Below are 14,030 nucleotides of genomic sequence, written 5' to 3'. Positions count from 1 at the left end.
GCTGTGGTTTTGAGTTTGGGTTAATCGAGCGGTATTTCTACTCCGTTTTTTAGGACTTTGAGAATTTTTAAAGTTTGATCTGGAGCTTGTTCTGCTAAAATCAAGTCTGCATTTTGACCGATTTGGAAAGGCTCAAAAGAAGTATCAAAGAGCCTTTGAGGTCGTATGGAGGCCATTTGCCAAGTTTCTGAAAGATTGGTCAGCTCGTTTTTTAGCAGAAAACTGATTCCCTGAAGTATATTCATAGCCGAACCGGCAAGCGTATTTGGATTTCCGAAAAGATGAAGTTTTCCTTCTGCTGTCAAGGTCACTTTTCCCCCAACTGCAGCATTATAATCTCCCGGCGGCATGCCTGCCAAAGCCACGGAGTCACTGACGATCATCAGTTTTTCAGCTTTCACTTTCTTAAAGACCTGAATCACTTCAGCCGGAAGATGAAATCCGTCCGCGATGATAGTTGCAGAAAGATTTTCGGCACCCAGTTGAGACCATAGGTAGTTGGGATGACGGGCAATGATGCTGTGCATTCCATTTCCCAAGTGGGTGGAAAGCCTCGCTCCTGCTTTCACAGCCTCCAGAATTTGGGAATGTGTCGCATTGGTATGACCAATGGAAACCAAAATCCCGGATTCCACACATTTTTCAATAAAAGAGGCGCTTCCCTCCCTTTCCGGTGATAATGTAATCATCCTGATCAGGCCTTCGCTTTGCTCGATCCATTTTTGAAACAAATTCCAGTTCGGAGCCTGTACAAATTCTCTGAAATGCGCGCCTCTTGGTCCGTCTTCAGGAGAAATAAAAGGTCCTTCGATATGAACCCCTGAGATACAAGAGTGAGCTAAAGAATCCATTTTGCGAAGCTGAACCACCTGCTGAATCAAAGCTGAAATCTTCTCCGGTGAATTGGTGATGATGGTGGGAAAATGGCTGGTAACTCCGCATTGTAGCAGTTTTTTGGAAATTTGACCCAAAGCCAAAAAATCACTTTGAATCGAATTGTAATCCAAGCCACCATACCCATTCACTTGAATATCAGTGAATCCGGGTCCGATCCAGAAATTTTTCGGGCTTGATGCAGATGGTAGGACGGATTTGATTTTTCCTTCGGAAATAAAGATTTCCAGTGGCTTTCCATCCAAAAAAGACTTTCCGATCAGGCGAGTTTCCATCTTCTGATTTTATGACCATGTACTGCATAAAACACCAAATAGAGGTAGCAAGGAAATAGCACCCAATAGGCCTGCTGCACATTGACCGCGTCTGCCACGGCACCATAAGCAAGCGGCATGATCGCATTTCCGCAAAGTCCCATGATCATGATGGAAGCTCCGAGTTTGGTAAATCGACCCAATCCGTCTAAAGCCAAAGGCCAAATTCCCGCCCAAACCAGAGAATTGGCCAAGCCCAGCAGAACTACAAACCAAATCGACACATCCGATGTAATACCCAAAATCGTCACTTGACCCGAGGTGAAAATGATCAGCAGGGTGAATACCGTGCCCAGCAGCGTACAAATCCGAAGCACATTCACCTGAGAAATCACCTTGGGAATCAAAGAAATACCGATCAGATATCCCAAAATCGTAAATGCAAGCGTGTAGGAAGGGAAGACTTTGGCTTCCATCAACCCAATTCCAAATGAATTAGCATAGGGAATAACCGTATCAATCGCAATGACCTGAGTACCCACATGCAGGAAAATTGCCACCGCTCCTAGAATCAGGTGAGGAAACTGGAAAATTGAGTTTTTACCTGAATTAGCCTCTGCTACTGCTGCGGTCTCATGTTCCGTGTCGATCTCAGGAAGTGGGGAAAACCTTACAAAGATTCCCAAGCCAAAAAGCACGGTTCCGACCACAGAATAAGGCAAAATGACTCGCCGGATCAATTCATCCAAGGCATCGTCTTTCGCCTCCGGAGTCATGGTGTCCAACTGCTGGAAGAGTTCGTTGTCCCCCACTCTGAGAATAACCGCTGCAAAGAGAATCGGCGCCAAAATCCCAGCTCCTTTGTTGAAAATCCCCATTACACTGATGCGTTGGGCTGCATTTTCTTTGGGACCTAATACTGTCACGTATGGATTTGCAGCAGTCTGAAGAACCGCCAATCCGGTTCCCAGCGTGAACAAACCCAATAGGAAAATCTCATAGGTTCGGCTCATTGCGGCTGGCACGAAAATGAAAGCTCCAACTGCCATGGCAAAGAATCCGACCATCATTCCTTTCTTAAATCCTACCGCTTTGAGCAGATAGGAAGAAGGTACCGACATGACTAAATAGGAAATGTAAAAAGCAAAAGCAACAAGGTAGGAGTCGAAGTTGCTGAGCGTAAAGGCGATCTTGAAATAGGGAATCAGGATCGCATTGACCCAGGATACAAAACCGAAAATGAAGAAAAGCATCCCGATGATGCCAATGGATATCCAGGTATCCCGTTGGCTAAGCTGATCGGCACGAACCGCAGCGGTGGTTTTTGACATAGGCTGGTTTTGGGTTATAAGAAAAAAAGATAATTTAAAAAGATAATTTAAGAATTATTGATGTGAGTGAAGACCTGCCTGAGGCAGACAGGCGCTCACATCGGCGGTATTTTCGCCACCGTGAGTGTCCTCACTCACGGATTATCCTTTTAAATTCTCTTTTTCATTTGCCTTATATACCAAATTTTATGTCACCCATCCAACAATTTTCCGATCAATGGTTGGAAAGAAAGGATGAAGCGGATTCAATCTTCTTTTTAGGGAGAAATGATATGCTTGTTGAAGATCACTTTTGGATCTATTTTCTTTTTAACCATTAAGAAAGTTTAGAAAATTAAGGAGAGAAAGCGGTAATAGCCTATTCTGAAGATTATCGCATTAAAGTGATGAATCCTCTTAATTCCTTTTAATTATCAATGTTTCAAGTCCACCTTATTTTTTATTTGTAAAAAAAAACCTGGAATTAAGTGAAAGAAATGCACAATCAAGCTAGTAAGGATGAAGCGGATTCGTCCAGAAAAATCCTACAATCCGGATGACTTTGCAGAATAGAAGCGGGATGAAGATTGGTGATTTCTCCTTTCAAACAGTCCTTGACGGCCTGTGCTTTTCTCAAATCAGGAACCGAACAAATGATGGATTTTGATTTCATGATTTGACGGATTGACATGCTGATGGCTTGGGTCGGTACTGCATCCAAGTTTGGAAACCAGCCTTCTCCCAGCTGCTGCATGCGACAGGCATGATCCAAATTGACGACCAAATAAGGCTTTTCCGTTTCAAAATCTGCAGGGGGATCATTGAACGCCAAGTGTCCATTTTCCCCGATTCCCACAAATGCCACATCAATCGGGTGGTTTTGAATCAAAGTCGAAAGTCGTTCGCATTCTTTTTCCGGGTCATTTTCTCCGTCAATCAAGTGATAGGCTTTTAGCTTTGGAACATGATTGAAGAATCTTTCAAGCAGGTATTTCCGAAAACTCGCAGGATGCGTGATGGGCAACCCGATGTATTCATCCAGGTGAAACACTGTTACCTTACTCCAATCGATGTCTTTTTCAGCCAACAGCTGCTTCAGTGTTTCAAACTGACTGGTACCGGTAGCCAGGATGATGTTGGCAAATCCTAAGTTTTGAATGGCTTTTCGAATCAGTTCAGCACCGATTTTTCCGGCCTTTTGGCCCAATTCAACAGGGTTTGGGGAAATGGAAATGGTCATAGCTTGAGGTTTATTCGAGTTCTTCGAGACGGTAGTCAAAATCGCTTTGCAGATCCTCGTGAAGAGTGGAAATCAGCTTTTTTGCCTTTCCGATTTGAACTTCATACAGGTTGTTTATAACAGGGTGACGGAAACTCAGATAACCGTATTTCTTCATCATTTCGCAGAAATACAAAATCAATTCCGCTTGGTCTGCTTTGTTTTTACTGAGTTTAAGCGCCTTGTTGAGTTTGCGGCGAATGGCTTGAGCAGCTTTTTTGGCCACATGATAATTTCGGGTATTGGCGGTTTGAAAGGCTTCGTCCAGCTCCTCTTTGACCGAATCCACAAACAAGTTGGGCTGATCCCGTTCATTCAGTTTGAAGTAAAGGAAAGCCTTATTATCCCTGCTGAATTTGGCCAAATCAGTAATCAGGGCAATTAATTCCTTTTCAGAGAGGTAACTGAGATCTTTTTTAAGATCTGCTAAAGATGGAATTTCCATGGCTAAAAGTAAGAAGTTTCCGATTGAGGCGATTTTCCACTTAAACCACTTCGTTTGATTTTCATCAAAAATCTGGCTGATATCAAAGAAATCTTGAATGAAAGCGAGTTAATCAATAAGTTTAAATCCAGAACGATAAACCCGATGGAAGCTTACGGACAAATCTTATTAATCGCCATGCCAGCCTTTTTCGTGCTGGTTTTATTTGAGAAATTCTGGGGAATCTGGAAAGGCAATGATACCGTCCCGCTCAATGACATGATAGCATCCTTGAGTTCGGGGATCACCAATGTGACCAAAGATGTCTTGGGACTAAGTATTGCTGTGATTTCCTACGGTTGGTTGTTTGAGAAATTCTCCTTTCTCCAGATCGAAGCAACTTGGCTGGTTTACGTGATTGCCTTTTTCGCTTTAGATTTTGCAGGGTATTGGACCCATCGGATTGCGCACGAGTACAATATTTTTTGGAACAATCATATTGTGCATCACAGCTCTGAGGAGTTTAACCTAGCCTGTGCACTTCGGCAAAGCATTTCTTCCATTGTGAAGATATTCGCGATTTTCCTGATTCCTGCGGCCATTTTGGGGGTTCCTCCTCAAGTAATCGCTGTGGTAGCTCCACTCCATTTGTTCGCACAATTCTGGTATCACACCAGACATATCGGCAAGATGGGTTTCTTGGAAAAAATCATCGTCACCCCCTCCCATCACCGAGTGCATCATGCGATCAATCCGGAGTATTTGGACAAAAACTACGGTCAGATTTTCATCTTTTGGGACAAGTGGTTTGGTACCTATCAGGAGGAAAAGGATGAAATACCAGCAGTTTATGGGGTGACAAGACCTGTTCAAACTTGGAATCCGATTAAGATTAATTTCATGCATCTTTGGCTGCTGATAAAGGATGCCTGGAGAGCTGAAAAGTGGTCAGATAAACTTAAAATATGGTTTATGCCCCTTGGCTGGAGACCGGCTGATGTGGCCAAAAAATATCCTGTCTCCAAAATCGAGGATGTATATCACTTCGATAAGTACAATCCATTTCTCACCAAAGGAATGCTGATTTGGAGCTTTGCGCAGCTGATTACCTTGTTGCTTCTATTAAGTTACCTCTTTGGCAACTTGGCGGCTATCGGAGCACCGGGAATTTTCTATTACGGAGGCTTTGTGTTCCTGACCGTTTATGCCTACACCGAGTTGATGGATCGCAATCCAAATGCCTGGGCTTGGGAAGCATTGAAAATGGTTTATGCCATGTATTTCGTGGTAACTTCAGGAGATTGGTTTGGATTGAATAAGTTTTTGCCTGGTTCGGTTTACATTTTCGTAGGGTACCTGGTGGTATCCGCGCTATTTTCGGTTTGGTTTTCCCTCCGAAAGGAAAATCTTCAATTTGGTAATCCATCAATCCCTCTTAAATGAAAGAACTTCAGCAGATTATCCAAGCTTACGAAGTTTGTAAATCCGAAAGTCAATCCGTCGCTTTGGCCACAGTTGTTCAGGTGGATGGTTCGGCTTACCGTCGTCCGGGAGCCAGAATGTTGGTCACTCAGGAAGGAAATCTGACCGGAGCAATCAGTGGAGGTTGCCTGGAAGGTGATGCGCTTCGCAAAGCTCAGGCAGTTATTTTCCAGCAAAAATCCATGTTGGTCACCTATGACACCACGGATGAGGATGATCAGAAATTCGGTGTAGGTTTGGGCTGCAACGGAATAATCCATGTCCTGATCGAACCAATTGACTTCGAGAATCTGGAAAATCCTATTGAATTGATCAAAAAGGCACTTTCCAATCGGGAGACTTCACTCCTGCTGACGCTTTTCTCCATTCCAAATTCAAAATCAGAACAGATCGGCACGATCTATTTGAAAAAAGGAAGTCAGGATTTCGGAAGCCTTTCCAAAGTTCATGCGGATTTCAGACAGGTTTTGGAGAAGGAAATAGCAGATTTTGATGCTCCCCAAAATCTGATTCAATCATTTTCCGAATATCAACAGCTCTCCGTTTTCTTCGAGGTGATCAAACCTGTGACTCGGATTCTCCTTTTTGGAGCTGGAAATGATACCATTCCCGTAGCTAAAATGTCTGAAATATTGGGTTTTGAGCTGATTTTGATTGATGGAAGAAAAAACCTTGCGACAGCAGCCCGATTTCCACAGGCAAAACAGATTATTCAGGGACCCGCTGAAGAAGTCATTGATCAATTCGAAACGGATCTGAATACTGTGGCTTTGCTGATGACCCATAATTTCGAATATGAGGTCGTGGTCCTGGAAAAACTGCTGCATTGCATGATTCCCTACATCGGTATTTTGGGACCCAAGCGGAAAACCGAAAAGCTGATCCAAAGACTGGAATCCAACCGAATTCAGGTTTCGACCGAAAATCTATATGCGCCAATTGGATTGGAGATCGGAGCGGAAACTTCCGAAGAAATCGCCCTTTCAATTTTGGCTGAAATCAAGGCTGTGTTGAACAGAAAGCAGCCGATTTTCCTTCGGGACAAGCAAGGTCCTATTCATGAAAAGGTGGGATGAAAACCGCGATAATCCTTTTAGCAGCAGGCTTATCTTCCCGTTTAGGAAGACCCAAGCAACTGGTTGAATTTCAGGGGAAAAAATTGATTCAAAAAGCCATTGAGGAAGCTCAAAAAAGCAAGTCTGATTCTTTGGTGGTGGTGCTGGGATGGAATCCGGAATTGATCAAATCTGGTTTTGATTCTGAAAAAATTCCTTTTGTGACCAATGAAAATTGGGAAGAAGGAATGGCTTCCAGCATGCAGGCTGGACTTCGTTTTTTGATGGAAAAAGGACATCCCGACCAGGTCATTTTGATGCTGGTGGATCAGCCTTTTGTTGATGCAGATCTTTTGAACCGATTGATTTTGGAGAAAGATAAATCGGGTAAAGGAATTGTAGCCAGTAGCTATTCAGAGACATTTGGAGTTCCGGCGATTTTTGATCGAGCCTATTTTGAGGAGATGCTAAGCCTCAAGGGTTCTGAAGGAGCGAAAAAGGTAATTATGAAAAATAGAGCCGAAGTATTTGCCGTAGATTTTCCTCTTGGAGCAGTGGATTTGGATACTGAGGGGGATTTGGAACGATTGAAAAATTGGGAGATTTGAAGACTTGACCCTGTGGTAGGTTGAAAAACTTCTACTCAATATCCTTAAAAAACTCCTCCAGATCCAGCCTAAACCCTTCCACTGCAGTCGATTCCACCACATCGCCTGAGGTCAGCAAACCTGTGGTTACATACTTTCCATCCACGAGGGTATAAATCAACAAATCCTGATTTTCGGGATGGATAATCCAATATTCTCTGACTCCCTGGGATTTATAGAGGCTGTATTTGTGTTTGAGTTCCGTCTTACTGTTTCCAGGAGAAAGGATCTCCACAATTAGATCTGGAGCGCCAAGGCAACCCCGATCATCCAACTTCTCTGGATTACAAATCACACAGATATCCGGCTGGACCACATCGTGGATTTTGTGGTCTTCTTTGGATCCCTTCGGGAATCGCACATCAAATGGGGCATCGTAAACTTGACATTTTTGGCCTTCCAAAAAATGATAAAATTTGCTCACTAGCTTGACAGAAACCCGTTGATGGATTCGTTTTGGTGCAGCAGCTGCTTTTTTAAAAATCTTCCCACGGATCAGTTCGACGACTTCCTCAAACTGCCAAGTCAAGTAATCGGCATAGGAATACATGCCGTATTCAGCTTGGGGTTCGTTGACCGTATCTAATTTGTTTTCTTCCATTTTTATTATTCGATATCCTTAAAAAACTCCTCCAGATCCAATGTAAACCCTTCAAGAACGGTAGATTCCACCACATCTCCAGAAGTCAGTAATCTCGAGGGAACGTATTTTCCATCCACCAAAGTATAGATCAACAAATCCTGATGTTCGGGATGGATTATCCAATATTCCCTGACTCCATGAGATTCGTAGAGCTTAAACTTATATTGAAGTTCGGTTTTACTATTACCCTGAGAAAGAATTTCCACAATTAGATCGGGGGCACCGATACAACCCCTATCGTCGAGTTTTTCTGGATCGCAAATCACACAGATATCCGGTTGGACCACATCGTGAATTTTGTGATCCTCTTTGGAGCCTTTTGGAAATCTTACATCAAATGGGGCAGCGTAAACCTGACATTTTTGTCCTTTTAAAAATCCTGTCAATCTATAATTCAACTCGCCTGAAACCTTTTGATGTAGCCTTTTTGGCGCAGCAGCTGCTTTTTTAAAAATCTTTCCCCTTATCAGTTCGACCACTTCCTCAAACTGCCAAGTCAAATAATCAGCATAGGAATACATGCCATAATCAGCTTGGGGTTCGTTGACAGTATCCGGCTTATTCGTTTCCATAGCTTAAATATACTGATCCTAAACTGCTTAAGTTTTGATTTCCTTAATATCAATCCTGCATTGACTTTACTTTCTCAATTCTAGGACTACTTTTTTCACCCAATCGATGGTCAGATCAATATCGGTTTCAGATGTGTTTTTTCCCAAACTAAACCGGATCGAAGCCCTTCCCAAATCCGAACTTAAGCCCATTGCCTGAAGCACATGGCTGGGTTTTGGGGAAATCGAAGTACATGCTGAACCGGAGCTCACGGCCACCTTTTGATTCACTTTTTTGAGCAACTCCTCCCCTTCAACTTCTCCATAAGAAATGTTGGTTACATGGGGCAAACGGAATTCCTGACTCCCGTTCAGAAATGTGTCAGGAATTTCCAAAACACCCTTTTCAAGTCGATTTCGAAGGAATTCTAACCGCAGGGCCTCCGCATTCATTTCAGCTAATCGAAGCTCCGATGCCTTGCCAAAACCTACAATAGCGGGGACATTGAGCGTACCGCTTCGCATTCCCTTTTCATGACCCCCTCCGTGGATTTGTGCCAAAGGTTTGGGCAGGTCATGATTGTGTCTTACATAAAGCGCTCCAACACCTTTGGGACCGTATAGTTTATGGGCTGAAATGGCCATCAGGTGAATTCCTTTTGTGAAAACAGGAATTTTACCTGCAGCCTGAACCGCATCCGTGAAAAAGATAATATTTTTTGATTCGGCCAAATCGGCAATTTTTTCAACAGGATGAATGACTCCTGTTTCATTATTGGCCCACATCAGGCAGATTAGTTTAGTATGAGGCAGAATGGAATTTTCCAGTTCCTCCATACTGATATTTCCCATGGAATCGACGGGCAGATAAGTGACTTCTGCACCTTTTTTCTGGATTTCGGCAAACGTATCCAAAACGGCTTTGTGCTCAGTCCATGCGGTGATGTAATGCTGTTTTTCTCCCTGATACGCTTCAAAGGTTCCTTTTATTCCCAGATTGATGGACTCGGTTGCTCCAGAAGTAAAAATGATTTCCTTGGCTTTGGCGCCGATCAGATGGGCTATTTTTTCCCGGGCTTCTTCCACGGCGTTTTCAGCCATCCAACCATAGGGATGGCTCTTACTTGCGGCATTTCCGAAATGTGTTCCGAAGTAAGGCAGCATGGCTTCGATCACTTCAGAAGCACAGGGAGTGGTAGCATTATAATCGAGGTAAATCGGGTAGTTCATGGCACTAAAGATCTTTATTTTTTCTCCCCTACTCCAAACTCATCCATCAACTGCAATCCGTAGTTTCGGATAGTTTCAATGATCGGAATCGCCGAAAGACCACGTTCAGTGATCGAATATTCCACTTTAGGAGGGACGACCGGATAAACTTTTCGGATGATAAATCCCTCCTCTTCCAACTCTCGAAGTTGACTGGTCAGCATTTTATGGGTGATGTGCGGGATGTCTTTTTTCAACTCCCCGTAGCGCATCACCCGATTTTTCAATCTCCAAAGAATGGGCATCTTCCAAGTCCCTCCGATTCGGTCCATGGCAAACTCGACCGGATTGTAATAAACTTTATTGTTAAATATGAAATCAGGCATAGTGCTTCAATTTTCCATTTCTTACCAAAAGGTGCATATCATAATCTTTAGTAAGTATATTTTCAAAGATAGCATTCATTTCAATCTTTGATTCAATCAACTGTTCAAAACAATCATGAATCAAATTTTAGAGAAAAACGCCTACGTACATTTTCACGGCGCTCCCAGCAAAGGGAAGATCTTGATGGTAGCTAGTTCACCTACCGTCTCTAAGCAAACAGGTTGGCCTATCGGCTTTTGGATCGCCGAATTGACTCATCCGCTTCGCGTATTTCAGGAGGCAGGCTATGAAGTAGAATTGGTGTCTACGGAGGGAGGAAAACTGGAAATGGATGCCTATTCCAATCCCACCGATCCGAGCGGGTACTCTGCACACGATGTGATTTCCTTGGGCTATTTGCAAAAGCCTGAATTCAACGCCATGCTGGAAAACACCAAAAAACTAACGGAGATCAATCCTGCCGAGTACAATGCTATTTTCTTGGTTGGCGGTCAAGGCCCCATGTATACCTTCCGGGGAAATCAAGATTTGGAGAAGCTTTTTGTGGCTTTTTACGAAGCCGGAAAACCCAGTGCGGCGGTTTGCCATTCGACTACCCTCCTTTTGGAAGCCAAAAAATCAAACGGAGAACTGCTTGTGTCAGGAAAAACCTGGACAGGCTTTGCCGATGCGGAGGAAGAGTTTGCAGATCAGGCTGTTGGAATGAAAATCCAACCCCATCGAATCGAAGAAGAGGCTCGAAAAATTTCCGGAACCATTTTTAAAGTTGCCGCCCCATTCTCTTCTTATGCCATTCAGGATGGAAACTTGATCACAGGTCAACAACAAAATTCTGGTGCCGCAGCGGCAGAGCTGGTGGTAGAAGCATTGAACAAGTAGTCGAATTTCAAAATGAAAAAGTGGAGCAAGAAAAAAGGAAAGGATATCTGCCTAAAAGCATGCATCACCCTTTTTCTGCTCCACATTTTTTCTCTTTCCTCACTGGCTCAACTGAATGAAAGTGACACCGCCAAATTTCAATTTAGAGGTGGACTCACCGGCGCTTTGCAAAGAGGAAATGTGGATTTGCTGGTGATTCGTGGAAGGCTGGAAATTGTCACCAATTCTCAAAAACCCTTTGTTTTTAAATCCCAAAACAACAGTCTCTACCAGGAATTCAGCGGATTTAAAGCGGACAACGACGTCAACAGCAGGAATTACCTCTATTACAAACCTTTCCGAAAATTCTACCCTTTCTCTATGCTGTATGTCCAAACCAACTACCGAAGGGAGATCGATTCCAGATGGTTTGGAGGGCTGGGATACACCTGGCAAGTGGTCCAAAAGCCAAAGACGATTCTCAAGATTTCCGGAAGCTTGGTCTATGAATCTACCCGATTTCGAAGTGATCAATTCAATGAAACCGAATACAACGGAAGTACTGAGATTTCACTTCCCCGGGCGACTTTGTTTTTAGCAGGATGGCACAGGTTGGCCGATTCCAAGCTGAGGTTGTTTTACAGTGGGTATTGGCAGCCTGGACTTGATGGTACACCAAACAACCGATTTCAACTTGATTTGGGTATAGATGTCCCGCTTTGGAAAGGACTGAATGCAACAGTGCAATACAGTTTTAGCCGGGAGCAAGTGGTCACGACCACTGTGCTTCAGAAAGATCGGATTTTGACGTTTGGCCTCAGTTATCAACTCAAAAAATGAACAATCTTCTATGATCATCAAACGGAATTTTAATCCCATCAAGGTTGTCTACTACGTCAAAATGGAATTGCTCTTTTCGACGGTCGTTTCGGTTGGGATTTGGTGGATGTATGAAATTGGAATCGCCCAAGTTTCTTTACCTTTTTCCATCGCGGCCATTTTGGGCAGTGCCTTGGCAATTTTTATTGCATTTCGGAACAACAGTGCCTATGGACGATGGTGGGAAGCGCGAACAGTTTGGGGTGGAATAGTGAATTCCAGTCGGGTTTTGGCCCGGTTGATTATCACTTTTACCGATAGCCATGCCCACCAAGCCAATTATGAAAAGGAACGTAGTGAGGCATTTAAAAAACAATTGATTTATTCCTGTATCGCTTGGGTTCATGCGCTGAGAATACACCTTCGGAATCAGGAAACTTGGTCAGAACTCAAGCCATTTCTTACCTCGGAAGACTACAGCCTATTGATCCAAAGCCAAAATAAACCCAATTTTATCCAGCTACTGATGGGCCAAAAGATCTATCAGGGGATGGCAAACGGTATTTTGGGAGGCTTTGATTCGTTTCAGATGGAAGGGCAACTCCTCGCTTTGGCAAATTACCAAGGAAGTTGCGAACGCATCAAGAACACTCCGCTTTTGCGTCAATATGATTTCTTTACGAGGCTCTTTTTGTATGTTTTTATCTTTTTGCTACCATTTGCTTTGATCGCTGATTTCAACCGAATGGAAATGTCCGGCTTAATGATTCCGGTTTCAATCCTGATTTCCTTTGTTTTTTCCATTCAGGCCAAGGTCGGTGAAGTCAACGAAGACCCTTTTGAAAACCGGATCACCGATGTTCCTCTTTCCGCCCTTTGCAACACGATAGAGCGGGATTTGAGAGAGATGCTTGGAGAAAAAGAATTGCCTCAAAAAACTGAAGTAAAAGAAGGATATTTATTCTAACCAATTTGTAATCATTCAATTATGAAAATAGCAATCATCGGCACCGGTAACGTAGGTGGAGCTTTGGCCACTCAGTGGGCCAAAGCCGGACATGAAATCAACCTCGGAGTTCAGGATCTTTCCAATTTCAAAGGCAAAGAACTTCTGAATAATCCCAACACCCAGGTTTTTTCGGTAACAGAAGCCGTCAAAAAATCCGAAGTCATTCTTATTGCTACTCCAGCCCCTGCTGCGGTGGAAGTTGCCAAAAGTCTGGGTGAAACCACCGGCAAAATCATTATCGACTCCATGAATATTGTTATGGGCCGTGGACCTGCCGGCTTCAAAACCACCGCAGAAGCCATCTTAGCCCATACCCAAACCCGAGACGTAGTCAAATGCTTCAATACGACAGGGTTCAACAATATGCAAAACCCGAAGTATGAGAATCAAGCATTGGATTTGTTTGTTGCCGGAGATAGCAAAAATGGAAAGGAAATAGCCAAGCAATTGGCCAAAGACGCCGGTTTTGCGGAATGTTACGATGTGGGTGGAAATGACAAGTTTGAACTCATGGAGCAATTTGCCTGGTTTTGGATCAATCTGGCTATGGTGCAAGGACAGGGAAGGGAGATTGGGTTTAAGTTGCTAAAGCGGTAGATTTGAAGTCACGAGATTTATTTCATCATGCAAGAAACCTGGACTTTTGATTTTTCCCCAACCTCCAATACCAAAGAGGAATTGGAAGAACTTTTAGCAGAAAAAGAGCAGGAACTGGGGATTTTCCTCTCCTATTATTACAAAAAAGAAGGAGCGGTCACCGAAAAAGTGAAGCTCAAATCCGATCCTGAATTTGAGTCAATTACTACTGGCTCCATGGTTTTAGATTTTGAATTAGTGCACTTTAATGCCTGTCTGGCTATCCATGAACAGGCAAGAGAAGAAATGAAAATCAAGTTTGAGATCGATGGGCACAGTCAAAAATTGATTTTAACCGGGCCCTATTGGCCGGAACGAGGCATGGACGAGATTTAGACTTTAGACATAAGACACAAGATCCAAGACACAAGATTTAAATTGACTAGCCTTCAGTCCCAGGAAGCAATAAGGTAGATCCCTAAATCTTTGCGTACCTATGAGACTTTTCCATAGGACCAAACTTCGTAACGGTTTGAGGTTGGACACTCTAAAATCTTGCGTCTAATGTCTCATGTCTAAATTCTCGCTTCTTGTCTCTTGCTTCTCGTCTCTAAGTTGCTTTTTGGTTGCATT

At 43.4% G+C, this 14,030-nt stretch carries 16 protein-coding genes; 8 read left to right on the top strand and 8 right to left on the bottom strand.

What is annotated here, in order from left to right; translation table 11 throughout:
- Positions 1–20: 20 nt before the first annotated feature.
- From CLV31_RS11625 to CLV31_RS11610, 4 genes are all read right to left on the bottom strand, one after another.
- Positions 21–1,169: an N-acetylglucosamine-6-phosphate deacetylase gene (locus CLV31_RS11625; RefSeq protein WP_111393062.1), complete on the bottom strand. Its 1,149-nt coding sequence runs from the start codon at positions 1,167–1,169 to the stop codon at positions 21–23.
- Entirely contained in the window at positions 1,154–2,479 is a 1,326-nt protein-coding gene (locus CLV31_RS11620) for a sugar MFS transporter (RefSeq protein WP_111393061.1), read from the bottom strand. Before CLV31_RS11620 ends, CLV31_RS11625 begins: the two co-directional genes overlap by 16 nt.
- A gap of 484 nt (positions 2,480–2,963) precedes the next feature.
- Entirely contained in the window at positions 2,964–3,698 is a 735-nt protein-coding gene (locus CLV31_RS11615) for a glucosamine-6-phosphate deaminase (protein ID WP_111393060.1), read from the bottom strand.
- Positions 3,699–3,708: 10 nt separating this feature from the next.
- The gene (locus CLV31_RS11610) at positions 3,709–4,182 is read right to left on the bottom strand and encodes a hypothetical protein (RefSeq protein ID WP_111393059.1); all 474 of its coding nucleotides are present in this window, start codon (positions 4,180–4,182) and stop codon (positions 3,709–3,711) included.
- A 54-nt stretch (positions 4,183–4,236) separates the two neighbouring features.
- Between CLV31_RS11610 and CLV31_RS11605 the strand changes: the two genes are divergently transcribed.
- The 3 genes from CLV31_RS11605 to CLV31_RS11595 are packed head-to-tail and all read left to right on the top strand — an operon-like array spanning position 4,237 to position 7,306.
- Positions 4,237–5,604 carry a sterol desaturase family protein gene (locus CLV31_RS11605; RefSeq protein WP_245943384.1) on the top strand — a complete coding sequence of 456 codons (1,368 nt, stop codon included), beginning with the start codon at positions 4,237–4,239 and terminating at the stop codon, positions 5,602–5,604.
- Positions 5,601–6,719 carry an XdhC family protein gene (locus tag CLV31_RS11600; RefSeq protein WP_111393058.1) on the top strand — a complete coding sequence of 373 codons (1,119 nt, stop codon included), beginning with the start codon at positions 5,601–5,603 and terminating at the stop codon, positions 6,717–6,719. The genes CLV31_RS11605 and CLV31_RS11600 overlap by 4 nt, the downstream gene beginning before the upstream one ends.
- Positions 6,716–7,306 carry a nucleotidyltransferase family protein gene (locus CLV31_RS11595; protein ID WP_111393057.1) on the top strand — a complete coding sequence of 197 codons (591 nt, stop codon included), beginning with the start codon at positions 6,716–6,718 and terminating at the stop codon, positions 7,304–7,306. Before CLV31_RS11600 ends, CLV31_RS11595 begins: the two co-directional genes overlap by 4 nt.
- A 31-nt stretch (positions 7,307–7,337) precedes the next feature.
- Here CLV31_RS11595 and CLV31_RS11590 read toward each other — a convergent pair whose 3' ends face one another.
- The 4 genes from CLV31_RS11590 to CLV31_RS11575 all read right to left on the bottom strand — a co-directional run bounded on the left by CLV31_RS11590 (position 7,338) and on the right by CLV31_RS11575 (position 10,134).
- Complete coding sequence (locus tag CLV31_RS11590) at positions 7,338–7,946, bottom strand: Uma2 family endonuclease (RefSeq protein WP_111393056.1); 609 nt, start codon at positions 7,944–7,946, stop codon at positions 7,338–7,340.
- Positions 7,947–7,951: 5 nt separating this feature from the next.
- On the bottom strand, positions 7,952–8,560 hold the full coding sequence (locus CLV31_RS11585; protein ID WP_111393055.1) for a Uma2 family endonuclease: 609 nt from the start codon (positions 8,558–8,560) through the stop codon (positions 7,952–7,954).
- A 66-nt stretch (positions 8,561–8,626) separates the two neighbouring features.
- Positions 8,627–9,769, bottom strand: coding sequence for a cysteine desulfurase family protein (locus tag CLV31_RS11580; RefSeq protein ID WP_111393054.1), 1,143 nt, complete (start codon positions 9,767–9,769; stop codon positions 8,627–8,629).
- Between the two features lie 14 nt (positions 9,770–9,783).
- The gene (locus CLV31_RS11575) at positions 9,784–10,134 is read right to left on the bottom strand and encodes a winged helix-turn-helix transcriptional regulator (RefSeq protein ID WP_111393053.1); all 351 of its coding nucleotides are present in this window, start codon (positions 10,132–10,134) and stop codon (positions 9,784–9,786) included.
- Positions 10,135–10,249: 115 nt separating this feature from the next.
- Here CLV31_RS11575 and CLV31_RS11570 point away from each other — a divergent pair, with 115 nt between their 5' ends.
- Genes CLV31_RS11570 through CLV31_RS11550 form a run of 5 tightly spaced genes read left to right on the top strand, consistent with a single transcriptional unit; the run spans position 10,250 to position 13,793 of the window.
- Positions 10,250–11,014: a type 1 glutamine amidotransferase domain-containing protein gene (locus CLV31_RS11570; RefSeq protein ID WP_111393052.1), complete on the top strand. Its 765-nt coding sequence runs from the start codon at positions 10,250–10,252 to the stop codon at positions 11,012–11,014.
- Positions 11,015–11,026: 12 nt separating this feature from the next.
- Complete coding sequence (locus CLV31_RS11565) at positions 11,027–11,833, top strand: DUF481 domain-containing protein (protein ID WP_111393051.1); 807 nt, start codon at positions 11,027–11,029, stop codon at positions 11,831–11,833.
- A gap of 10 nt (positions 11,834–11,843) precedes the next feature.
- Complete coding sequence (locus CLV31_RS11560) at positions 11,844–12,779, top strand: bestrophin family protein (protein ID WP_111393050.1); 936 nt, start codon at positions 11,844–11,846, stop codon at positions 12,777–12,779.
- 21 nt (positions 12,780–12,800) lie between these two features.
- Positions 12,801–13,418 carry an NADPH-dependent F420 reductase gene (locus CLV31_RS11555; protein ID WP_111393049.1) on the top strand — a complete coding sequence of 206 codons (618 nt, stop codon included), beginning with the start codon at positions 12,801–12,803 and terminating at the stop codon, positions 13,416–13,418.
- Positions 13,419–13,445: 27 nt separating this feature from the next.
- Entirely contained in the window at positions 13,446–13,793 is a 348-nt protein-coding gene (locus CLV31_RS11550; protein ID WP_111393048.1) for a hypothetical protein, read from the top strand.
- Positions 13,794–14,030 lie beyond the last annotated feature (237 nt).

It is taken from the genome of Algoriphagus aquaeductus (assembly GCF_003253485.1).
GTDB lineage: Bacteria > Bacteroidota > Bacteroidia > Cytophagales > Cyclobacteriaceae > Algoriphagus > Algoriphagus aquaeductus.
The sequence above is the reverse complement of the archived record's forward strand: the minus strand, read 5'-3'. Positions and strand labels throughout refer to the sequence as shown.

What these genes read in the sequence shown, in the direction of transcription:
- CLV31_RS11625 (WP_111393062.1), bottom strand. Translation starts at nt 1,169, where the DNA reads ATGGAAACTCGCCTGATCGGAAAGTCTTTTTTGGATGGAAAGCCACTG.
- CLV31_RS11620 (WP_111393061.1), bottom strand. Translation starts at nt 2,479, where the DNA reads ATGTCAAAAACCACCGCTGCGGTTCGTGCCGATCAGCTTAGCCAACGG.
- CLV31_RS11615 (WP_111393060.1), bottom strand. Translation starts at nt 3,698, where the DNA reads ATGACCATTTCCATTTCCCCAAACCCTGTTGAATTGGGCCAAAAGGCC.
- CLV31_RS11610 (WP_111393059.1), bottom strand. Translation starts at nt 4,182, where the DNA reads ATGGAAATTCCATCTTTAGCAGATCTTAAAAAAGATCTCAGTTACCTC.
- CLV31_RS11600 (WP_111393058.1), top strand. Translation starts at nt 5,601, where the DNA reads ATGAAAGAACTTCAGCAGATTATCCAAGCTTACGAAGTTTGTAAATCC.
- CLV31_RS11595 (WP_111393057.1), top strand. Translation starts at nt 6,716, where the DNA reads ATGAAAACCGCGATAATCCTTTTAGCAGCAGGCTTATCTTCCCGTTTA.
- CLV31_RS11590 (WP_111393056.1), bottom strand. Translation starts at nt 7,946, where the DNA reads ATGGAAGAAAACAAATTAGATACGGTCAACGAACCCCAAGCTGAATAC.
- CLV31_RS11585 (WP_111393055.1), bottom strand. Translation starts at nt 8,560, where the DNA reads ATGGAAACGAATAAGCCGGATACTGTCAACGAACCCCAAGCTGATTAT.
- CLV31_RS11580 (WP_111393054.1), bottom strand. Translation starts at nt 9,769, where the DNA reads ATGAACTACCCGATTTACCTCGATTATAATGCTACCACTCCCTGTGCT.
- CLV31_RS11575 (WP_111393053.1), bottom strand. Translation starts at nt 10,134, where the DNA reads ATGCCTGATTTCATATTTAACAATAAAGTTTATTACAATCCGGTCGAG.
- CLV31_RS11570 (WP_111393052.1), top strand. Translation starts at nt 10,250, where the DNA reads ATGAATCAAATTTTAGAGAAAAACGCCTACGTACATTTTCACGGCGCT.
- CLV31_RS11565 (WP_111393051.1), top strand. Translation starts at nt 11,027, where the DNA reads ATGAAAAAGTGGAGCAAGAAAAAAGGAAAGGATATCTGCCTAAAAGCA.
- CLV31_RS11560 (WP_111393050.1), top strand. Translation starts at nt 11,844, where the DNA reads ATGATCATCAAACGGAATTTTAATCCCATCAAGGTTGTCTACTACGTC.
- CLV31_RS11555 (WP_111393049.1), top strand. Translation starts at nt 12,801, where the DNA reads ATGAAAATAGCAATCATCGGCACCGGTAACGTAGGTGGAGCTTTGGCC.
- CLV31_RS11550 (WP_111393048.1), top strand. Translation starts at nt 13,446, where the DNA reads ATGCAAGAAACCTGGACTTTTGATTTTTCCCCAACCTCCAATACCAAA.